The sequence below is a fragment of the Streptomyces boluensis genome, assembly GCF_009908195.1.
Taxonomy (GTDB): domain Bacteria; phylum Actinomycetota; class Actinomycetes; order Streptomycetales; family Streptomycetaceae; genus Streptomyces; species Streptomyces boluensis.
In genome coordinates this window covers 1-20,411 of sequence record NZ_JAAAHS010000023.1, presented here as the reverse complement: position 1 = coordinate 20,411, position 20,411 = coordinate 1, and the positions used below count along the sequence as shown (strand labels likewise).

Below are 20,411 nucleotides of genomic sequence, written 5' to 3'. Positions count from 1 at the left end.
CCGCCCTGCGCACCGGACTCGCGCTCTGCGCCGTCCTGTTCACCACCGCCGGTGCGCCGGTGGCGCCGCCGCTCCCGGCGCGGCTCGCGGACACCGGTGGCGGCAGCCAGCTGATCACCGCCGTCGCCCCCGACACCCGCTCCACCACCGGCACGGTGACCTGGTGGGAGCGGCGCGACGGCCGCTGGCACCGGGCCGGTTCCGCGCCCGCCCGCTTCGGCGCGAAGGGTCTGGCCGATGGCGCCCGGCGCGAACAGGGCACGGACACCACACCGACCGGCCTGTACGAGCTGCCGTACGCCTTCGGCACCCGCCCCGCGCCGCCCGGCACCCGCACCCCGTACCGCCGGGTGAACCGCGACTCGTGGTGGTGCCAGGACAACCGCTCGCGCGTCTACAACCGCTGGAGCGAGCCCCTCGCGGCGGACTGCCGGGCCCGCGAGTCCGAGCACCTGGAGGAGTACGGCAGGCAGTACGCGCACGCCCTCGTCGTCGGCTTCAACTACGAGCGGCCCGTGCGCGGCCGCGGCGCCGGGATCTTCCTGCACGTCAACGGGCGCGGGGCGACGGCCGGTTGTGTCTCCGTACCGGCCGCGGCCATGGCCCGCATCCTCGCCTGGGCGGACCCGGCGGCCACCCCGCACATCGCCATCGGCACCCGCTCGGGGGCCACGGCGATCACCCGGTACTGAGGCCGGTACCGAGGCAGGTACCAAGGCCGATACTGAGGCCGGTACCCAGACCGGTACCGAGACCCGTGTAGCGACCACATATCGAGACGCGATTGCGGCAGCGGTGCGGCACGGCGTTGCATCGCGCCGTGGAAACCGAACAGATACCGACCCCCGCTGACCGGGGCGAGGACAAGGGCACCGACAAGGGCACCGACACCGGCGACCGGGCGGCCCGCCGTGCCGTCACCGTCTTCCCCGTCCTGGTCCTGGTCGCGGGCGCCCTCGGCCTTGCCCTGCCCGGCGCGTTCGCCGAGTGGAAGACCTCGGTGCCGTACCTCCTCGGCATCGTGATGTTCTGCATGGGCCTGACGATGACGCCGCTCGACTTCAAGGGCGTCGCGAAGCGGCCGTGGGCCGTGGCGCTCGGCCTGGTCGCGCACTACGTGATCATGCCGGGGCTGGGCTGGCTGATCGCCCACGCGCTCGGCCTGCCCCCGCAGTTGGCGGCCGGTGTGATCCTGGTCGGCTGCGCGCCCAGCGGTACCGCCTCCAACGTCGTCACCTACCTGGCGCGCGGCGACGTGGCCCTCTCGGTGTCCGTGGCGACCGTGTCCACGGTGCTCGCCCCGCTGGTGACGCCGCCCCTGACGCTGCTGCTCGCGGGCGAGTACCTGCCCGTCGACGCCGGTTCGATGGTCACCGACATCCTCAAGACGGTGCTGCTCCCGGTCCTCGCCGGGCTGCTGCTCCGGCTCTGCGCGGGCCGGGTGATCGACCGGGTGCTCGGCGCCCTGCCGTGGCTGTCGGCCGTCACCATCTCGGTGATCGTGGCCGTGGTCGTGGCGGGCAGCGCCTCGGCCATCAAGTCGGCGGCCGCGCTCGTGCTGCTCGCCGTGGTGCTGCACAACGGCCTCGGCCTCGCGCTCGGTTACGCGGCCGGCAAGGTCTCCGGCCTCGGGAAACCTGCCAGCCGCGCCATGGCCTTCGAGGTCGGCATGCAGAACTCCGGCCTCGCCGCGTCCCTCGCCACCGCCCACTTCAGCCCGCTCGCCGCGCTGCCCGCCGCGGTGTTCTCGGTCTGGCACAACGTCTCCGGGGCGCTCGTCGCGGCCTGGATGGCGCGCCGCTCCCGCAAGGCCTGAGCCGTCCCCGTACGTACGAAGGCCCCCGCCGTCCGAGGACTGCGGGGGCCTTCGCGCGCGTACGACTGCTACTACTGCCTACCGCTCAGCGGGCGTTCTGCGCGAGCCCGAGGAGGTGGTCCGCGAGGGCCTGGCCGCCCGTCGGGTCGCGGCTGATCAGCATGAGGGTGTCGTCACCGGCGATGGTGCCGAGGATGTCGTGCAGTTCGGCCTGGTCGATCGCGGAGGCGAGGAACTGCGCGGCGCCCGGCGGGGTGCGGAGCACCACGAGGTTGGCGGAGGCCTCGGCGGAGATCAGCAACTCCCCGGAGAGGCGGCGCATCCGCTCCTCCTTCGCGGACTCCCCGAGCGGTGCGCGCGGGGTACGGAATCCGCCCTCGCTCGGCACCGCGTAGATCAGGTCCCCGTCGTTGTTGCGGATCTTGACGGCGTTGAGCTCGTCGAGGTCGCGGGAGAGCGTCGCCTGCGTGACGGACAGGCCGTCGTCCGCGAGCAGCTTCGCCAACTGGCTCTGGGAGCGCACCGGTTGGCGGTTGAGGATGTCCACGATCCGGCGGTGCCGGGCGGTCCGCGTCTGCGGTACCGCCGGGCCGCTCTCGTTCTCCTGCAGGCTCATCGTCGTCTCATTCCCCGGATCGTCCGTCCCCGTGCGCCGCGCCGGCCCGGTCCAGGATGCCGGGCAGGGCCTGGAGGAACGTGTCCGTCTCGGCGTCCGACAGGGTCAGCGCCGGCATCAGGCGGACCACGTCGGGGGCGGGCGCGTTCACCAAGTATCCGGCGTCCTGGGCGGCCTGCTGCACCTGGGGTGCGAGCGGCTCGGTGAGCACGATACCGAGCAGCAGTCCGGCGCCTCTGACGTGGCTGACGAGCGCATGGCCACCACCTTCGATTCCGTCGCGGAGGCGCTCGCTCTGCCGCTTCACGTTGTCGAGCAGCCCGTCGTCCGCGACGGTGTCCAGTACGGCGACTCCGGCCGCGCACGCCACCGGGTTGCCGCCGAACGTCGTGCCGTGCTGGCCGGGCCTGAGCAGCTCGGCCGCGGCACCGAACGCGACGGTCGCGCCGATCGGAAGGCCGCCGCCGAGGCCCTTGGCGAGGGTCACGATGTCGGGCTCGACGCCCTCCTCGGCCTGGTACGCGAACCAGTGGCCGGTGCGCCCGATGCCGGTCTGCACCTCGTCGAGGACGAGCAGCGTGCCGGTGGCGGCGGTGATCTCGCGGGCCGCCCTGAGGTAGCCGGCCGGGGGCACGACCACGCCGTTCTCGCCCTGGATCGGCTCGATCACGACGAGCGCGGTGTCCTCGGTGACGGCCGCCCGCAGCGCCTCCACATCGCCGTACGGCACGTGTGTGACATCGCCGGGCAGCGGCGCGAACGGCGCCTGCTTCGCGGGCTGTCCGGTGAGCGCGAGGGCGCCCATGGTGCGGCCGTGGAAGCCGCCCTGGGTGGCGACCATGTGCGAACGCCCGGTCAGGCGGCCGATCTTGAAGGCCGCCTCGATCGCCTCCGTACCGGAGTTGCAGAAGAAGACCCGGCCGGTGCGGCCGAAGTGCTGGAGCAGCTTCTCGGCGAGCGTGACCGTCGGCTCGGCGATGAAGAAGTTGGAGACCTGGCCGAGCGTGGCGACCTGGTCGCTGACCGCGCGGACCACCGCGGGGTGGGCGTGGCCGAGCGCGTTGACGGCGATGCCGCCGACGAAGTCCACGTACTCGGTGCCGTCCGCGTCCCAGACCTTGAGGCCCTCGCCGCGCACCAACGGCATCCGCGGGGTGCCGTAGTTGTCCATCAGCGCGCCCTGCCAGCGCTGGACGTACTCCTGGTTGCTGCCGCCGGTCACTGTGCTCCCCCTTCGGGCTCGTCGGGCACGACCATCGTGCCGATGCCTTCATCCGTAAAGATCTCGAGGAGGATCGAGTGCTGGACCCTCCCGTCGATGACGCGGGCGGTGTGCACTCCGTTGCGCACGGCGTGCAGGCAGCCCTCCATCTTCGGCACCATGCCGCTGGCCAGGTCGGGCAGCAGCGTCTCCAGCTCCTTGGCGGTGAGGCGGCTGATCACCTCGTCGCTGTTCGGCCAGTCCTCGTAGAGGCCCTCGACATCGGTGAGGACCATCAGCGTCTCGGCGTCGAGCGCCGCGGCGAGCGCGGCGGCCGCCGTGTCGGCGTTGACGTTGTAGACGTGGTGGTCGTCGGCGGAGCGGGCGATCGAGGAGACGACCGGGATACGGCCGTCGGCGAGCAGCGCCTCGATGGCGCCGGTGTCGATCTCGGTGATCTCACCGACCCGGCCGATGTCGACCAACTCGCCCTCGATCCGCGGCTGGTGCTTGGTCGCGGTGATGGTGTGCGCGTCCTCGCCGGTGAGGCCGACGGCGAGCGGCCCGTGCTGGTTGAGCAGGCCGACCAGCTCGCGCTGCACCTGTCCGGCGAGCACCATCCGTACGACGTCCATGGCGTCCTCGGTGGTGACGCGCAGGCCCGCCTTGAACTCGCTGACGATGCCGTGCCGGTCGAGGGCCTTGCTGATCTGCGGGCCGCCACCGTGCACGACGACGGGCTTGAGCCCGGCGTGGTGCAGGAAGACGACGTCCTGCGCGAAGGCGGCCTTCAGCTCCTCGTCCACCATGGCGTTGCCGCCGAACTTGATGACGACGGTCTTGCCGTGGTGCCGGGTCAGCCAGGGCAGCGCCTCGACGAGGATCTGCGCCTTGGGCAGTGCGGTGTGTTTACGAGTGCTCATGACTCTGTTCCAGGTCCCCGGTTCGTCGTACGTGGTCAGGAGGAGTAGGCGCTGTTCTCGTGCACGTAGTCGGCGGTCAGGTCGTTGGCCCAGATCACCACGGGCTCGGCGGTGCCCGCGGCCAGGTCGGCGGTGATCGCGACCTCGCGGTAGCGCATGTCGACCAGGTCCCGGTCCTCGCCCACGGAGCCGTTCCTGCAGACCCAGACGCCGTTGATGGCGACGTTCAGCTGGTTCGGGTCGAAGGCGGCGGAGGTGGTGCCGATGGCGGAGAGCACCCGGCCCCAGTTGGGGTCCTCGCCGTGGATGGCGCACTTGAGGAGGTTGTTACGGGCGATGGAGCGGCCCACCTCGACGGCGTCGTCCTCGCTCGCCGCGTTGATCACCTCGATCCGGATGTCCTTGCTGGCACCCTCGGCGTCGCCGATCAGCTGCCGCGCGAGGTCGGCGCAGACCGCGCGGACGGCCTCGGCGAACTCGTCGTATCCCGGGGCGACTTGGGACGCGCCGGAGGCGAGGAGCAGCACCGTGTCGTTGGTGGACATGCAGCCGTCGGAGTCGACCCGGTCGAAGGTCGTACGGGTCGCGTCGCGCAGCGCCTTGTCGAGCGCGGCGGAGTCCAGGTCGGCGTCGGTGGTGAGGACGACGAGCATGGTGGCGAGGCCGGGGGCGAGCATGCCCGCGCCCTTCGCCATACCGCCGACGGTCCAGCCGTTCTCGCTGCTGACGACCGCGGTCTTGTGCACGCTGTCGGTGGTCTTGATGGCGATGGCGGCCTTCTCGCCGCCGTGCTCGGAGAGCTCGCCCGCGGCCTGCTCGACACCGGGCAGCAGCTTGTCCATCGGCAGGGTCACACCGATGAGACCGGTCGACGCGACGGCGACCTCGCCCGCGTTCAGGCCCAGCGTCTCGGCGACCTTCTCGGCGGTGGCGTGGGTGTCCTGGAAGCCCTTGGGGCCCGTACAGGCGTTGGCGCCACCGGAGTTGAGGATCACCGCGGAGACGAGACCGCCCTTGAGGACCTGCTCCGACCACAGGACCGGTGCGGCCTTGACGCGGTTGGAGGTGAAGACGCCTGCGGCGGCCAGTCGGGGACCGTTGTTGACCACGAGGGCCAGGTCGGGGTTGCCGTTCTCCTTGATGCCTGCTGCGATGCCGGCGGCGGTGAAGCCCTTGGCGGCGGTGACACTCACGGTGCGACTCCGATCGAGGAAAGTCCCGTGGCCTCGTCGAGGCCGAGGGCGATGTTCATGCTCTGCACCGCGCCGCCGGCGGTGCCCTTGGTGAGGTTGTCGATGGCGCTGATGACGATGACCCGGCCCGCGCTCGCGTCGTACGCGACCTGCAACTGCACCGCGTTGGAGCCGTACACGGAGGCGGTGGCGGGCCACTGTCCCTCGGGCAGCAGCCGTACGAACGGCTCGTCCGCGTACGCCTTCTCGTACGCCGCGCGCACGGACTCCGCCGTGGCGCCGGGCGCGGCCTTGGCACTGCAGGTGGCGAGGATGCCGCGGGCCATCGGGGCGAGGGTCGGCGTGAAGGACACGGAGACCCGCCTTCCGGCGGCCGCGCTGAGGTTCTGGATCATCTCGGGGGTGTGCCGGTGCCCACCGCCCACGCCGTACGGCGACATGGAGCCCATCACCTCGGAGCCGAGCAGATGCGGCTTGAGCGCCTTGCCCGCGCCGGAGGTGCCGGTGGCCGCGACGATCACCGCTTCGTCCTCGACCAGACCCGCGGCGTACGCGGGGGCGAGGGCGAGCGAGACGGCGGTCGGGTAGCAGCCGGGCACGGCGATGCGCTTACTGCCGCTCAACTCGGCTCGGGCGCCGGGGAGTTCGGGCAGTCCGTACGGCCAGGTGCCCGCGTGCTCGGAGCCGTAGAACGCCTCCCAGTCGGCGGCGTCCCGCAGCCGGAAGTCGGCGCCCATGTCGACCACCAGGACGTCGGGCCCGAGCTGTTCGGCGACGGCGGCGGACTGGCCGTGCGGCAGGGCGAGGAAGACGACATCGTGCCCGGCGAGCACGTCGGCGGTGGTCGGCTGGAGCACTCGGTCGGCGAGCGGCAGCAGATGCGGCTGGAGCGTGCCGAGGTGCTGGCCCGCGTTGGAGTTGCCGGTCAGGGCGCCGATCTCGACGTCCGGGTGCGCCAGGAGCAGGCGCAACAGCTCCCCGCCCGCGTACCCACTCGCCCCTGCGACCGCTGCACGTACTGCCATCGGATCCTCCTTGGTGATGGCATGACTATACGTAGCCATGCAGTTTTATGCAAAGGGTTTCGGCCGGGCTCCGCTTGACCTTGACACGGTGACAAGCCCTTCACTGCTGCTGTTCACAAGGCAACGCAAGAAGCGCAAGGCGCGCACGGAGAAGGAGGCGGCACCGATGACGACCACGGGGCAGGACACGAACGCGGTACGAGCGATGCGGGGGCTTGCGGACGACCGTTCGTCCGTACGTCTGCGGGCCGCCCTCGCGGTGGGCTCCGCGCCCGACCCGGTCTTCGTCGACCCGCTGGTCGAGCGCTGCGCGGTCGAGCCCGACTTCTATGTCCGCGACCTGCTGACCTGGGCGCTGACCCGGCACCCGGCGGCCCTGACGCTCCCCCTGCTGCTCGACGAGATCCGCTCGGAGCGCACGCAGGCCCGCAGCCAGGCGCTGCACACACTGTCGAAGATCGGGGACCGGCAGGCGTGGCCGGCGATCACCCGGGCGCTGCTGACCGACGCCGAGGACGAGGTCGCGCGCAGCGCCTGGCGGGCCGCCGTCGTCCTCGTACCGGAAGGCGCGGAGCCCGGCCTGGCCGCGGTCCTCGCGACCCAGCTCGGGCGCGGCGAGCGGGAGACACAGCTCAGTCTCAGCAGGGCGCTTGTCGCCCTTGGCGACGTGATCACGCCTGCTCTGCACGGTGCGACGACGGCCCCCGAGCCCCGCGTACGCGCCCACGCGATCGCCACCCAACGGCTGTTGAGCGACCCTGACACGGGGTTCGAGTCCGCGATCGAGGAGGCCAAACGCGTCGTGGCGCTCGGCGGGTACAGCGCGGAGGGACAATAAGGCGTGTTGATCGGCGAGGTGGCGCAACGGTCCGGGGTCAGTGCCCGGATGCTCCGGCATTACGAGTCGCTCGGACTGTTGCGGCCATCGGCCCGTACGGGCTCCGGTTATCGGGAGTACGCCGAGGACGACATCCGGCGCATCTTCCACATCGAGAGCCTGCGGTCCCTTGGACTCTCGCTGCGGGAGATCGGGCGCGCCCTTGACGACCCGGGCTTCACACCCGCGGCGCTCGTCGGCGACCTCGTCCGGCAGACACGTGAACGCATCGCGGCCGAGACCGAGTTGCTGACCCGGCTGCGCCGGATCGACGCCGCGGACCCGGCCGGCTGGGAGGACGTCCTCCAGGTCGTCTCGCTGCTCCAGGCGCTGGGTTCCAAGAGCGCCGACACGCGCCAGCGCGCGGCGCTCTCCCCGTACTTCTCGGGCTCGTCGGGCTCCGCCGGCTCCTCCGGCTCCTCGGTCGGGGAGGTGCCGGTGCCGGTGGAGGCGCTGGTCGAGGCGGTACTGAGTGAGACGGTGCCGAACGTCGCCGGGGCCCTGCGCTGGGCGCTCGCACGCTCCGGCGCCGACGGCACCGCCCTGCTCGTGGCGGGCCTCGACGCACCGGAGGCCGAGGTGCGGGAACGTGCCGTGCGCACCCTCGCCGAGCTGCCCTCGGCCGAGGCGACGGCCGCGCTGCGGGAGGCGCTCGGCCACGGGGACGCCGTGGTCCGCGGGTACGCGGCACTTGAGCTCGGGGCCCGCTCGGTGGCCGAGGCGGTCCCCACCCTGATCGCCATGATCGTGGCGGGCAGGAACGACACCGACGCGGCCGACGCCCTGAGCGTGCTGGCGAGCGACCCCGCGACAGCGGACCGGATCGCGGCCGCGCTCGTCGACCGCCTCGCCCACAGCGCCGCCGACGCACCCGCGCGCGGACGCCTGACCCAGGCCCTGGCCGCCGTTCCGGGGCCGACGACGACAGCCGCGCTCCGGGAGCTTTCGCGGGACGCGGACCGCGCCGTCGCCGTGACCGCCACGTACGTACTGCGACTGCACGACGTACGGTGACGGGCCCTTGGGCGGCACCCGCCGTGGGCCGGCCCAGCGGTGCGCGGCGGACCGGAACGTGCCCAACCGCTTTACCCGCCCCGGAACTTCAAGGGAGGGTAAGGCGTTGGCAAAGTGATGCGCGGAGTGCGCGCGGACGAGCGAAACGGCAAGCCGAGGTGGCACGGATGGCGATGTGGGACCGGATCAAGGACCAGGCCAAGGGTCTGCAGCAGCAGGCGGGGTCGCGGGGCTCCGGCGGTCAGGGACGGACCGGCTCCGGGTCCGGAGGCGGCTCGAAGGCCCAGCTCGTGGGCCTGATCAAGTCTCAGCTCGCCTCGGCCAAAACGGAGCTGAAAAGCGGGGCGTACCGCGACGCGAGCATGGCCGTGTGCGCCCTGGTCGCGGCGGCCGACGGCTCGGTCGACCCGGCGGAGCGCCAGCACGTGGAGTCGCTGATCCTGCAGAACGACGTCCTGAAGAACTTCCCGCCGGAGCAGCTGCGGCAGCGCTTCAACAAGCACGTGGACCAGCTGTCCTTCAACTTCCAGCAGGGCAAGAACGACGCCATGACGGAGGTCGCCAAGGCGGCGAAGAAGCCCGCGGAGGCCAGGGCGGTCGTGCAGACCGGCTTCGTCGTCGCGGGTGCGGACGGCTATGTCTCCCCGCCCGAGGAGCAGGTGCTGCGCGAGGTGTGCGCGGCGCTCGGGGTCTCGCCGCAGGAGTTCGGCATCTGAGCGGTGCGCGCGAGCGCAACAGGCCGTAGCGGCAAGCGAGTCGGGGCTCGCACCTACCCGGGTGCGGGCCCCGACGCGTGCTCACCCGGGTGCGACCGCAGCTTCGCCCCCGTCCGGTAGAGCTCCACAAGGAGCGGGCGCAGCGCATGGCCCGACGGGGTGAGCCGGTAGCGGGTGCGGGGCGGGAAGCCGGGGATGCGGTCGCGGGTGAGCAGGTCGCGCTCCTCCAGGACCCGCAGACGCTCGGCGAGCACCTTGGGGCTGATGCCGGGGAGCCGTTCGCGCAGTGCGCTGAAGGAGTCGCCGCCGGACATCAACTCCCGCAGCACCAGCGTCGTCCAGCGCCCCGCGACGGCGGCGAGGGCGATCTCGACCGGGCAGTCCGGCTCGGGCCGACGGGTGCGGCCATCGGCGTCGGGCACCAACTCGGCGTCCCAGTCGGCCCGTTGGGAGTCCCGCGGTGCGTGGGTTTCCGTTTGGTGAGTCACCGCGCGGGCCGCTTGGCTGCGGGCATGAGCATCGATTCGTCGCACATCGGGCCTGGGCATGGCCCCACTGTTTCCCTGAGCACCTCCCCCGGGCAACACCCGGCCGTCTTCGCCGGGGCCTTCAACTCCGGCAGCCCGGAGGCGCTCGCGCGGGTGTACGCGGACGGCGCGGTCCTCGTGCCGCGCCCCGGTGAGGCGGTGACGGGGGCGGCGCTGCGGGACGCCAACGCCGCGTTCCAGGGGCTCGGCCTGCCGATCGAGGTGCGGCCCCGGCACACGTATGTCGCCGATGACATCGCCCTGTTGATCGTCGACTGGGTCATCGAGGGCACCGCACCGGACGGCGCCCCCGTCCACATCGAGGGCACGGCCACCGACGTCGCCCGCCGCGGCCCCGACGGCAACTGGCGGTACCTCATCGACAACCCCTTCGGTACGAGTTCACGTACCGGCCCGTAACCCGAAGCCACCGGGAGCGAGATACGGGTACGCCCCGGCCGACAGCGAGTCGGCCGGGGCGTACCCGTACTTCACGAAGGGCTTGCTCAGGCGAGCGTCGCCAGCGCCTCGTTGAGGGTGGCCGACGGGCGCATGACCGCCGATGCCTTCTTCACGTCGGGCTGGAAGTAGCCGCCGATGTCGGCCGGGGAGCCCTGCACGGCGAGGAGCTCGCCGACGATCGTCTGCTCCTGCTCGGCGAGGGTCTTGGCGAGCTGCGCGAACGCCTCGGCCAGCGCGGCGTCCTCGGTCTGCTTGGCCAGCTCCTGGGCCCAGTACAGGGACAGGTAGAAGTGGCTGCCGCGGTTGTCGATGCTGCCGAGCTTGCGGGCCGGGGACTTGTTCTCGTTCAGGAACGTGGCCGTGGCGCGGTCCAGGGTGTCGGCCAGGATCTGCGCGCGGGCGTTGCCCGTGGTCTGCGCGAGGTGCTCGAAGGAGACCGCGAGCGCGAGGAACTCGCCGAGGCTGTCCCAGCGCAGGTAGTTCTCCTTGACGAGCTGCTGCACGTGCTTCGGGGCGGAGCCACCGGCGCCGGTCTCGAAGAGGCCGCCGCCGTTCATCAGCGGGACAACCGACAGCATCTTGGCGCTGGTGCCCAGCTCCAGGATCGGGAACAGGTCGGTGAGGTAGTCACGCAGCACGTTGCCGGTGACGGAGATGGTGTTCTCGCCGCGGCGGATGCGCTCCAGGGAGAACTCGATCGCCTTGACCGGCGACAGGATCTCGATCTGCAGGCCCTCGGTGTCGTGCTCCGGGAGGTACTGCTTGATCTTCTCGATCAGCTGGGCGTCGTGCGCGCGCTCGGCGTCCAGCCAGAACACGGCCGGGTCGCCGGTGGCGCGGGCGCGGGTCACGGCGAGCTTGACCCAGTCCTTGATCGGGGCGTCCTTGGTCTGGCAGGCGCGGAAGATGTCACCCTCGGCGACCTCCTGCTCCAGGACGACGTTGCCCGCGGTGTCGACCAGGCGGACGGTGCCCGCGGTGGCGACCTCGAAGGTCTTGTCGTGCGAGCCGTACTCCTCGGCCTTCTGCGCCATCAGGCCGACGTTCGCCACCGAGCCCATGGTGGACGGGTCGTAGGCGCCGTTGGCACGGCAGTCGTCGATGACGACCTGGTAGATGCCCGCGTAGCTGGAGTCGGGCAGCACGGCCAGGGTGTCGGCCTCGCCGCCGTCCGGGCCCCACATGTGGCCGGAGGTGCGGATCATCGCGGGCATGGAGGCGTCCACGATGACATCGCTCGGTACGTGCAGGTTGGTGATGCCGTTGTCCGAGTCGACCATGGCGAGCTCGGGGCCCGCGGCGATCTCGGCCTCGAAGGACGCCTTGATCTCGGCACCCAGGTGCGGCACGGAGTCCAGGCCCTTGAGGATCGAGCCGAGGCCGTCGTTCGGGGAGAGGCCGGCGGCGACCAGCGCCTCGCCGTACTTCTCGAAGGTCTGCGGGAAGAAGGCGCGCACGACGTGGCCGAAGACGATCGGGTCGGAGACCTTCATCATCGTGGCCTTCAGGTGCACGGAGAACAGCACGCCCTCGGCCTTGGCGCGCTCGATCTGCGCGGACAGGAACTCGCGCAGCGCGGCGACGTGCAGCACGGAGGCGTCGACGACCTCACCGGCGAGCACCGGCACGGACTCGCGAAGCACGGTGGTGGTGCCGTCCTGGGCGACCAGCTCGATGCGCAGCGCGCCGTCCTCGGCGATGACGGTGGACTTCTCGGTGGAGCGGAAGTCGTTCTCGCCCATCGTCGCGACGTTGGTCTTGGACTCGGGGGTCCAGGCGCCCATGCGGTGCGGGTGCGCCTTGGCGTAGTTCTTCACCGAGGCGGGGGCGCGGCGGTCGGAGTTGCCCTCGCGCAGCACCGGGTTCACGGCGGAGCCCTTGACCTTGTCGTAACGGGCGCGGATCTCCCGCTCCTCGTCGGTCTTCGGGTCGTCGGGGTAGTCGGGGAGCGCGTAGCCCTGGCCCTGCAGCTCGGCTACCGCGGCCTTCAGCTGCGGGATCGACGCCGAGATGTTCGGCAGCTTGATGATGTTGGCGCCGGGGGTCTTGGCCAGCTCGCCCAGCTCGGCGAGGGCGTCCTCGATGCGCTGGCTCTCCTGGAGGTGCTCGGGGAAGCTGGCGATGATCCGGCCCGCCAGGGAGATGTCGCGGGTCTCCACGGCGACACCTGCCGTCGAGGCGTACGCCTGGACCACCGGCAGGAACGAATGCGTCGCCAGGGCCGGGGCCTCGTCAGTGTGGGTGTAGATGATGGTCGAGTCAGTCACCGGGTGCTCCGCTCCACGTCTACTGCATCGGTCGGAATTGCTCGACATCAAGATATCTCGTGTCGGGGCCGATGCGGACAGGGCCCTGCTTCGCCCTTGGCGAAGCCTGCATTAATGGCTTGTACGGGGTGGTTCGGCGCGTGAACGGCCAGCGCGGCGGAGCCGGGTCCTCCGGCCGTGCACGACCCCGCCTCCGCCTCCGCGCCCCCGCCTCTGCGCCCCGCCTCCGCCTCAAGCCGAGCCGGGCGCCTCGTTCCCGTCGAGCCGCAGGCTCCAGCGTCCGGACCGGCCGGTCAGGGCGACCGTCGACAGCGGGCGGACGTCGATGTTCCAGTACGTCGCCGGGGGCGCCTTCAGGGCGTACACCAGGGCGGCCCGCACCACTGCCGGCTCGGCCACGGCGACGATGCGGCCGCCGTCGTCGGCGGGGCGGGTGTCGAGCCACTGGCCGACCCGCGAGATGAAGGCGAGCAGGGACTCGCCGCCGTGCGGGGCGGCGCGCGGGTCGCCGAGCCAGGCGTCCACCGCGGCCGGTTCGCGGGCCGTGACCTCGGACAGGGTCCGGCCGCGCCAACGGCCCATGTCGCAGTCGCGCAGGGCGAGTTGGACCAGCGGCGCGAGACCGAGCGCTTCCCCGGTGCCGCGGCTGCGCGGCGTCGGTGAGCAGTAGCGCAGCTCGGCGGCGCCGAACGGCACAAGCCGGTGCGCGCCCATCTGCACCTCGTGCCAGCCCGCCTGATCGAGCGGCCGGTCGTCGTCGAACCGCTCGGCGAGCATGGACGAGCTGCGCGCGGCGGCTATGAGCGTGACCCGAACATGCATGCGGCGATCGTGGAGTGACGAGCTGCGCAGGTCAAGTGTCGGCCACGTGAAGAGAGCCCCCACGGGCGCGCACCGGACCGTCACCGAGCGCCGCGCACCGGCCCCTCGCTAAGCGCCGTACACCATCCACTTGTCCGGGTCCCGCAGCGGCTTGAAGCCGAGCTTCTCGTACACCCCGTGCGCGTCCGCCGTGGCCAGCAGGATCCGCCGGAGGCCGTACGGCTCCAGCTCGTCGCGTACGGCGGCCACGAGCGCCGTACCGACACCGTGGCCGCGCGCGGCCGGCGCCACGTACACATCGCAGAGCCAGGCGAAGTCGGCATGATCAGTGATGACTCGGGCGTATGCCACTTGCCTGCCCGAATCGGCCTCATAGGCACCGAAGTTCAGGGATTCGGCGATGGCCCGGTCCTGCTTCTCGCGGCTGCGGCCGACGGCCCAGTAGGCGTCGGTGGAGAGCCAGGCGTACACCTGGTCGGCGTCGATCCTGGCGGGGTCGGTGGAGATCTCGTATCCGGTCATGGCGGCACGTTCGCAGGTGGGAGCGGTACGGGCCAATGTTTTTCGGGCGTTGTCAGTGCCGGGTGCGATGCTGCGGAGCATGACGGGGACAACAGCGCGGGACTACACGTGGGTGGACGACGACGACTTCGGCATGACGGTGGCGTACTGCGCGACGCTGGCGCGCGGCCTGACCCCGGAGCAGCTGCTCGACCGGGTCGGCGCGCAGGAGGTGACGCGTGGCACGGGACTCGACGCGGTGGTCTGGGGCGAGCAGCTCGAAGCGGCGGAACAACTGCCGTTCGCGGTCACCGCGATCGGTGACTGGTCGCTGATGTACGAGCACAACGGCTTCGTGGGGGTGACGGATTCGGTCCTGGCACGGCTGTCGCGGGACACGGTTGTGGTGAGCCACTTCAAGAACGTCAACGCGGTCGACAAGTTCTGCTGGTGGGAGAACGGCGCCGAGCGCCTCCGCTTCCAGCCCCTCTTCCCCTCCGAGCGGAACGGACCGGACGCGGAGTCCATGGCCGCGACGATGCGGGACGTGGGCTTCGACCTGACCGACTTCAGTGAACTGGACGACGACCGCGAGGACTTCGGCCCGGTCACCCTCGGCGCCTTCGCACTGGCGGAGCGCATAACGGGCGTCCGGGTCACGCCCGAGATCATCACCGGCGCCGAGTTCGTGGGCGGCCGCCGCCCCAAGAAGCGCCGCCGCCACTGAACGGACCACACCCGGACCGCACCCCAAGGCCGCGTCGCAGCACCTCACCCCAAGACCTCACCCCAAGGCCTCATCCCAAGACCTCATCGCAAGCCCGGCGCAGCCTCCGTACGCCCTCCGCGATCTCCGCGTCGCCCGCGAGCCCGGCGAAGCTCAACCGCACGTGTCCGGCGGGCGGTTCGGCACAGAAGTACGGGCGGCCCGGGGTGACCGCGACGCCCGCGCGCAGTGCGGCGCTGACCAGGGCGGCCTCGTCGGCACCGTCGGGCAGGCGGAGCCACAGGTGGTAGCCGCCGGACGGGATGTGCGGCAGGGCGAGTTCGGGAAGGTCCCGCAGCAGGGCCGTGGTCATGGCGTCGCGGCGGTCCTTCAACTGCGTGGCCACGGCGCGCAGATGGCGGCTCCACGCCGGTGAGCCGACGAGTTCGAGCGCCGCCTCCTGCAAGGGGCGCGGCACGAAGAAGTTGTCGACGATCTGGATGGCCCGCAGCCGCTCCAGGACCGGCCCGCGGGCGACGAGCGCGCAGACCCGGAAGCTGGGCGAGGTGGCCTTGGTGAGCGAACACACATGCACGACGACCCCGTCGGGATCCTCGGCGATCAGCGGCGCGGGCAGCGGCCCGGCGTCCGCGTGCACGAGCCGGCGTACGAAATCGTCCTCGACGATGAACGCGCCCGCGGCCCGCGCGATCCGGAGCACCTCGCTCCGCCGGTGCGCGGCGAGCACCGCGCCGGTCGGGTTCTGAAAGAGCGGCTGGCAGACGAAGACCCGGGCGCCGGTCGCCTCGAAGGCCGCGGCGAGCAGCTCGGGCCGCACCCCGTCGGTGTCCACGGGCACGGGTACGGGGCGCAGCCCGGCGGCCCGCGCGATGGCCAGCATGCCGGGGTACGTGGGCGACTCGACCAGGACGGGCGCGCCGGGCGGGGCGAGCGCGCGCAGCGCGGTGGTGAGCGCGGACTGACCGCCCGCGGTGATCAACACCTCGGACGCGGTGATCGCCCCACCGCAGCCGCGCGCGAACCACTCGCGCAGCTCGGGGATGCCGTCGAGCGGCGGCCGGCCCCAGGCCCCGGGGCGCCGTCCCGCACGGGCGAGGGCAGCGGCGAGGGCGCGTTCCGGTTGCAGTGAGGGGTGCAGATAGCCGCCGTTGAACTCGATGACCCCGGTGGGCGGCGCGGTCAGGCTGGCCAGGACGCCGCTCGCGTCGACGGCGCGCGGCACAAGCTCGGCGGCCGCGTCGGCGCTCAGCGCGAGCTGCTGCCAGGAGGTGTCACCGGCGGGCTCGGGGGCGGGGCGCGGCTCGGCGCGGAAGGCCCCCGCACCGGGCCGGGTGACGACAAGCCCTTCGGCGGCGAGTTGGGCGAGGGCCCGGGAGACGGTCACGGGACTGACGCGGTACCGCTCGACGAGCGCGCGACTCGACGGCAGCTTCCCACCCGGAGAGTAGCGCTTCACCTCGTCCCGCAACTGTTCTGCCAGATCACCTACGCTGCTACGCTCTTGCATGACAGCACAGGATAGCGCTACTCGCTCGGACCGGATAGCAGTCACCGCCGCCACCCCCGCGAGCCGGGCAGGCACCGCCGGTACGGGCACAGGCACGGGCGCCGGCACAGGCACCGGCGCGGGCACCCTGCAAGCCGCGCTCGGCGTCATCGCGTTCTCGCTCACCTTCCCGGCCACCGCATGGAGCCTCGACGGCTTCGGGCCGTGGTCCCTCGTGGGCGTGCGCAGCGTCCTCGCCGGGCTGCTCGCGGGCGTCTGTCTCCTGGTCATGCGGGTGCCGCTGCCCGCGCGCAAGCACTGGGGCGGCCTCGCGGTCGTGGCCGCGGGTGTGGTCGTCGGGTTCCCGTTGCTCACCACGCTCGCCCTGGAGACCTCGACGACCGCGCACGCCGCTGTGGTCGTGGGGCTCCTGCCGCTGACGACGGCGGTCTTCTCGTCGCTGCGCACCGGGGCCCGGCCCTCGCGGACGTTCTGGGTCGCGGCCTGCGCGGGCGCCGCCGCGGTGATCGCCTTCACCGTGCAGCAGAGCGGCGGCGCCCTGAGCACCGCCGACCTGTACCTCTTCGGCGCGCTGCTGATCTGCGCCGCGGGCTACACCGAAGGCGGGCGGCTCTCCCGCGTCATGCCGGGCTGGCACGTCATCGGCTGGGCCCTGGTCCTCTGCCTGCCACTGGCCGTCGCGGGCGCCTGGGTCGCGCTCGGCGCCGAGCCGCTGCACCTCACCGGGCGCAGCATCGCGGGTATGGCCTGGCTCGCGGTCGGTTCGCAGTGGTTCGGCCTGATCGCCTGGTACCGGGGCATGGCTGTGATCGGCATTCCCAAGGCGAGCCAGCTGCAGCTCGCCCAGCCGCTGCTCACCCTGGTCTGGTCCGTACTGCTGCTCGGCGAAGTGCTGCCGGTGGCGGCCCCGCTCACCGCGCTCGCCGTACTCGTCTGCATCGCGATCACCCAGCGCGCCCGCGGCTGACCGGAGCGGTCCGGCCCGCCCAGCACCGGGGCAGGTGACCGTTGACGAGCCCAATCACCCGTACCCGCCGTAGACTTACGGCCACGGGAAGCTCAGCTCCCCCAGGGCGGTGAGCACCCACCGAGGTGACAAGGAGGTCACCGCTGATGCAGGCAACCGTGGGCGACAAGCTCCTGGTGCACGGCCGGACCGTCGGTCAGCACGACCGGGTCGCGGAGGTCGTCGAGGTCCTAGGCTCCGACGGCGATCCGCCGTACCGCGTCCGGTTCGACGATGGGCACGAGGCCGTGATGGCACCGGGCCCCGACACCGTCGTACGCCACCACACCGAAGACGCGTAGCCACCGCGGCAGCCGCGCGCCCGGCAGTCGGAGCCGGGGCGCGCGGCCCCCGGCGGGCGCCCCCCAAGGGCACCCGTCACGGGCGAACCTGTGCCCGCTCCCCTACTCGCTCCCCTACTGGGCAGCCCCGCCGTAGTGATCGGCCACCACCCGCGCCATCGCGCCGAACGGATCGGTGGCGACCTCTCTCGCCGAGAAGAACGCGTGGCCGCCCACCTCCCCGAAGTCCTGCGCGAGCGTGAGGTGCCGGGAGAGTTCCGCCGGGTCCTGCCAGGGCGCGGGCTGCGCCGGATCGCCGGCCTTGTACAGAGCCTCGCCGAGATAGAGGCGTACGCCGGTGCCGCGCGCCACATCGGCCCACCAGGGCAGCAGCCGCGCGTAGTCCGCCGCGGGGAAGCCGATGTTCCAGTACAGCTGGGGCACCACGTAGTCGATCCAGCTCTGCTCGACCCACTTACGGGTGTCGGCGTACAGGTCGTCGTAGGTCTGCACGCCCGCCGTCGTGTCCGAGCCGCACGGGTCGGTGGCCTTGTTGCGCCACACCCCGAAGGGGCTGATGCCGAAGGCCACACCCCGGCGCACCGTCGGGATGCGCGCGGCCATCCCGCGCACGAGCCGGTCGGTGTTGTGGCGGCGCCAGGTGGCACGGTCCGGGAAGCCACCGCCGTAGCGCGCGTACGCCGCGTCGTCGTCGAAGACCTGGCCCGCCACCGGGTACGGGTAGAAGTAGTCGTCCCAGTGCACCGCGTCCACGGGATAGCGGCGCACCGCGTCCAGCATCGCGTCCTGGACGAAGCTCCTGACCTCGGGCAGACCGGGGTTGTAGTAGAGCTTCCCGCCGTACGGCACGACCCAGTCGGGGTGCAGCCGTGCCGGGTGGGTGGGCGCGAGCCGGCTCAGGTCGGTGTGGACCGCGACCCGGTACGGGTTGAACCAGGCGTGCAGTTCGAGCCCGCGCCGGTGGGCCTCCTCGACGGCGGTGCCCAGCGGGTCCCAGCCCGGGTCCTGGCCCTGCGTCCCGGTCAGGAACTCCGACCACGGCTCGTACGGCGAGGGCCACAGGGCGTCGGCGGCCGGGCGGACCTGCATGATCACCGTGTTGAGCCGCCGGGCTACCGCCGCGTCCAGATACGCCAGGAGCTCGGCCCGCTGCTCGGCCGCGCTCAGACCCGGCCGGGACGGCCAGTCCCGGTTGGCGACACTGGCCAGCCACATGCCGCGGAAGTCCCGCCGGCCGTCGCCCGCACCGCCCCGCACGCCTCGCGGCTCCGCCTCGATCCGGCCTTGCGCCACCGCCTCCGTGGCCATCGCGAGCTGTGTGACCAGCGCCGCCGCTGCCGCCCCGAACGCCCTACGAGAGATTCGCACCGAATGCCTCCCCCTGTGACCGATGTCCAAGTGTGAGGGACAGGATGCCTGCCCCGGCCCACGGGGCACCAGGAGGCGCGGAGTAACGTCGTGGCCGAGGCCGACGCTGTGGAACGGGCGTCGCTGCCGGGCCGAAGATCATTGAAAGGCACAAGGTGACCGACCTTATGGGCGATATCGCACGCGTCGGAGTAGTGGGCTGTGGCCAGATGGGCGCGGGCATTGCGGAGGTCTGCGCCCGCTCGGGCCTGGACGTCAAGGTCGCGGAGACCACCGGCGAAGCCCTGGAGATCGGCCGCACGCGGTTGCAGAACTCACTCGCGAAGGCGGCGGAACGCGGAAAGATCTCGGAGGAGGAGCGGGACTCCACTCTGGCGCGGCTGAGCTTCACCACTGACCTCGGTGAGTTCGCCGACCGTGACCTCGTGATCGAGGCCGTGGTGGAGAACGAGGCGATCAAGACCGAGATCTTCCAGGTCCTGGACCAGGTGGTGACCCGCCCCGACGCGATCCTCGCCTCCAACACCTCCTCGATCCCGCTGGTGAAGCTGGCCGTCGCGACCTCGCGGCCGGACCAGGTCATCGGCATCCACTTCTTCAACCCGGCCCCGGTGCAGCAGCTGGTCGAGCTGATCCCCGCGCTCACCACGTCCGAGGGCACCATCAGCCGGGCCGAGGCCGTCGTGGAGAAGGTCCTCGGCAAGCACGCGATCCGCGCGCAGGACCGCTCGGGCTTCGTGGTGAACGCCCTGCTCATCCCGTATCTGCTCTCCGCGATCCGGATGTTCGAGTCGGGCATCGCCGCGCGCGAGGACATCGACAACGGCATGGAGCTGGGCTGCGCGCACCCGATGGGTCCGCTGAAGCTCGCCGACCTGATCGGCCTGGACACGGTCGCCTCGGTCGCCGACTCGATGTACGCCGAGTACAAGGAGCCGCTGTACGCCGCCCCGCCGCTGCTGCAGCGCATGGTGGACGCCGGCCGCCTCGGCCGGAAGACGGGCTCCGGCTTCTACACGTACTGATCGCGTACGTACGCGAACTCCCGCCAGGGAACGCGCGTTCCAGCCACGCTACGTATCGATCCGGCCAGAAAAGGCCGTCACAGAGGGGCTCGGCACCGCTTCGCGCGGGCCGGGCCCTTTCGTTTCACACAGGGTGTGCGCCTCGGGCCCGCATATGCCGTGCGCACTCAGTTCCTCCGCGACGACCAGCGGTATTGACTGTGCGTGCGCGTCAGGGGGTGTGAATGCGATGCCGGATTCCTGCTGGAAAGGAGCGCACTCGTGGCCACCGACCCGGATCAGACCGTGATCCCGGAGGAACACGCGGAGTTACGACGCTCGATCGACGTGGGTCTCGCCCAAGTGGACGGAAAACTCGCCCTGTTGACCCAGCGCGACGAGCAGAGCGGCAAGGACCTGGACGACCTGAGCGCACGGGTCGCCGCCCTGGAACGCAATCGCTGGCCGCTGCCCGCGTTGGCTGTGCTTGCGGCGCTGGGGGCACTGGTCGTGGCGATCTGGCAGGCGGTGGGGCGT

At 71.8% G+C, this 20,411-nt stretch carries 22 protein-coding genes; 11 read left to right on the top strand and 11 right to left on the bottom strand.

From position 1 onward, the window contains the following. Positions 1-5: 5 nt before the first annotated feature. Together GUY60_RS05570 and GUY60_RS05565 are read left to right on the top strand one after the other, a co-directional pair. The gene (locus tag GUY60_RS05570; protein WP_161694413.1) at positions 6-692 is read left to right on the top strand and encodes a L,D-transpeptidase family protein; all 687 of its coding nucleotides are present in this window, start codon (positions 6-8) and stop codon (positions 690-692) included. Between the two features lie 143 nt (positions 693-835). After that, on the top strand, positions 836-1,816 hold the full coding sequence (locus GUY60_RS05565; protein WP_161694412.1) for a bile acid:sodium symporter family protein: 981 nt from the start codon (positions 836-838) through the stop codon (positions 1,814-1,816). An 85-nt stretch (positions 1,817-1,901) separates the two neighbouring features. On the opposite strand, the gene GUY60_RS05560 is transcribed toward GUY60_RS05565, so the two are convergent. Genes GUY60_RS05560 through argC form a run of 5 tightly spaced genes read right to left on the bottom strand, consistent with a single transcriptional unit; the run spans position 1,902 to position 6,774 of the window. Next, entirely contained in the window at positions 1,902-2,432 is a 531-nt protein-coding gene (locus tag GUY60_RS05560; protein ID WP_161694368.1) for an arginine repressor, read from the bottom strand. 7 nt (positions 2,433-2,439) lie between these two features. Continuing rightward, positions 2,440-3,654, bottom strand: a complete 1,215-nt coding sequence (locus GUY60_RS05555; protein ID WP_312866195.1) for an acetylornithine transaminase — start codon at positions 3,652-3,654, stop codon at positions 2,440-2,442. Further along, complete coding sequence (gene argB / locus GUY60_RS05550; RefSeq protein ID WP_161694366.1) at positions 3,651-4,556, bottom strand: acetylglutamate kinase; 906 nt, start codon at positions 4,554-4,556, stop codon at positions 3,651-3,653. The genes GUY60_RS05555 and argB overlap by 4 nt, the downstream gene beginning before the upstream one ends. A gap of 35 nt (positions 4,557-4,591) precedes the next feature. Further along, entirely contained in the window at positions 4,592-5,749 is a 1,158-nt protein-coding gene (argJ, locus tag GUY60_RS05545; RefSeq protein WP_161694364.1) for a bifunctional glutamate N-acetyltransferase/amino-acid acetyltransferase ArgJ, read from the bottom strand. Beyond that, positions 5,746-6,774, bottom strand: a complete 1,029-nt coding sequence (gene argC, locus GUY60_RS05540) for an N-acetyl-gamma-glutamyl-phosphate reductase (protein ID WP_161694362.1) — start codon at positions 6,772-6,774, stop codon at positions 5,746-5,748. The genes argJ and argC overlap by 4 nt, the downstream gene beginning before the upstream one ends. A 166-nt stretch (positions 6,775-6,940) precedes the next feature. Between argC and GUY60_RS05535 the strand changes: the two genes are divergently transcribed. The 3 genes from GUY60_RS05535 to GUY60_RS05525 all read left to right on the top strand — a co-directional run bounded on the left by GUY60_RS05535 (position 6,941) and on the right by GUY60_RS05525 (position 9,381). Further along, a complete protein-coding gene (locus GUY60_RS05535; protein WP_161694408.1) occupies positions 6,941-7,612 on the top strand; it encodes a HEAT repeat domain-containing protein in 672 nt (223 codons plus the stop codon). Positions 7,613-7,615: 3 nt separating this feature from the next. Next, positions 7,616-8,665, top strand: a complete 1,050-nt coding sequence (locus tag GUY60_RS05530) for a MerR family transcriptional regulator (protein WP_161694360.1) — start codon at positions 7,616-7,618, stop codon at positions 8,663-8,665. 167 nt (positions 8,666-8,832) lie between these two features. Continuing rightward, positions 8,833-9,381: a tellurite resistance TerB family protein gene (locus GUY60_RS05525; RefSeq protein ID WP_187369939.1), complete on the top strand. Its 549-nt coding sequence runs from the start codon at positions 8,833-8,835 to the stop codon at positions 9,379-9,381. Between the two features lie 53 nt (positions 9,382-9,434). Here the strand turns inward: GUY60_RS05525 and GUY60_RS05520 are convergent, their stop codons facing one another. Further along, positions 9,435-9,869: a winged helix-turn-helix transcriptional regulator gene (locus tag GUY60_RS05520; RefSeq protein ID WP_312866194.1), complete on the bottom strand. Its 435-nt coding sequence runs from the start codon at positions 9,867-9,869 to the stop codon at positions 9,435-9,437. 24 nt (positions 9,870-9,893) lie between these two features. Here GUY60_RS05520 and GUY60_RS05515 point away from each other — a divergent pair, with 24 nt between their 5' ends. Then, entirely contained in the window at positions 9,894-10,328 is a 435-nt protein-coding gene (locus GUY60_RS05515) for a YybH family protein (RefSeq protein WP_161694356.1), read from the top strand. A gap of 86 nt (positions 10,329-10,414) precedes the next feature. Here GUY60_RS05515 and GUY60_RS05510 read toward each other — a convergent pair whose 3' ends face one another. From GUY60_RS05510 to GUY60_RS05500, 3 genes are all read right to left on the bottom strand, one after another. Beyond that, the gene (locus tag GUY60_RS05510; RefSeq protein ID WP_161694354.1) at positions 10,415-12,637 is read right to left on the bottom strand and encodes an NADP-dependent isocitrate dehydrogenase; all 2,223 of its coding nucleotides are present in this window, start codon (positions 12,635-12,637) and stop codon (positions 10,415-10,417) included. 231 nt (positions 12,638-12,868) lie between these two features. Continuing rightward, positions 12,869-13,459 carry a histidine phosphatase family protein gene (locus GUY60_RS05505; RefSeq protein WP_161694352.1) on the bottom strand — a complete coding sequence of 197 codons (591 nt, stop codon included), beginning with the start codon at positions 13,457-13,459 and terminating at the stop codon, positions 12,869-12,871. A 108-nt stretch (positions 13,460-13,567) separates the two neighbouring features. Beyond that, positions 13,568-13,981: a GNAT family N-acetyltransferase gene (locus GUY60_RS05500; RefSeq protein WP_161694350.1), complete on the bottom strand. Its 414-nt coding sequence runs from the start codon at positions 13,979-13,981 to the stop codon at positions 13,568-13,570. Positions 13,982-14,060: 79 nt separating this feature from the next. Between GUY60_RS05500 and GUY60_RS05495 the strand changes: the two genes are divergently transcribed. Beyond that, positions 14,061-14,687 carry a DUF6461 domain-containing protein gene (locus tag GUY60_RS05495; RefSeq protein WP_161694348.1) on the top strand — a complete coding sequence of 209 codons (627 nt, stop codon included), beginning with the start codon at positions 14,061-14,063 and terminating at the stop codon, positions 14,685-14,687. Between the two features lie 70 nt (positions 14,688-14,757). Here the strand turns inward: GUY60_RS05495 and GUY60_RS05490 are convergent, their stop codons facing one another. Beyond that, complete coding sequence (locus GUY60_RS05490; RefSeq protein WP_161694346.1) at positions 14,758-16,194, bottom strand: aminotransferase-like domain-containing protein; 1,437 nt, start codon at positions 16,192-16,194, stop codon at positions 14,758-14,760. Here GUY60_RS05490 and GUY60_RS05485 point away from each other — a divergent pair. Beyond that, positions 16,193-17,161 (top strand): DMT family transporter, encoded by a 969-nt coding sequence (locus GUY60_RS05485; protein WP_161694344.1) that lies wholly within the window; start codon positions 16,193-16,195, stop codon positions 17,159-17,161. The genes GUY60_RS05490 and GUY60_RS05485 overlap by 2 nt on opposite strands. 146 nt (positions 17,162-17,307) lie before the next feature. Continuing rightward, positions 17,308-17,502 carry a DUF1918 domain-containing protein gene (locus GUY60_RS05480; RefSeq protein ID WP_161694342.1) on the top strand — a complete coding sequence of 65 codons (195 nt, stop codon included), beginning with the start codon at positions 17,308-17,310 and terminating at the stop codon, positions 17,500-17,502. Between the two features lie 114 nt (positions 17,503-17,616). Here the strand turns inward: GUY60_RS05480 and GUY60_RS05475 are convergent, their stop codons facing one another. Further along, entirely contained in the window at positions 17,617-18,810 is a 1,194-nt protein-coding gene (locus GUY60_RS05475) for a glycoside hydrolase family 10-like protein (RefSeq protein ID WP_187369940.1), read from the bottom strand. 227 nt (positions 18,811-19,037) lie between these two features. Between GUY60_RS05475 and GUY60_RS05470 the strand changes: the two genes are divergently transcribed. Beyond that, positions 19,038-19,895 (top strand): 3-hydroxybutyryl-CoA dehydrogenase, encoded by an 858-nt coding sequence (locus tag GUY60_RS05470; protein WP_161694340.1) that lies wholly within the window; start codon positions 19,038-19,040, stop codon positions 19,893-19,895. 261 nt (positions 19,896-20,156) lie between these two features. Then, positions 20,157-20,411: hypothetical protein (locus GUY60_RS05465; protein ID WP_161694338.1), on the top strand; the 255-nt coding region annotated here is incomplete at its 3' end.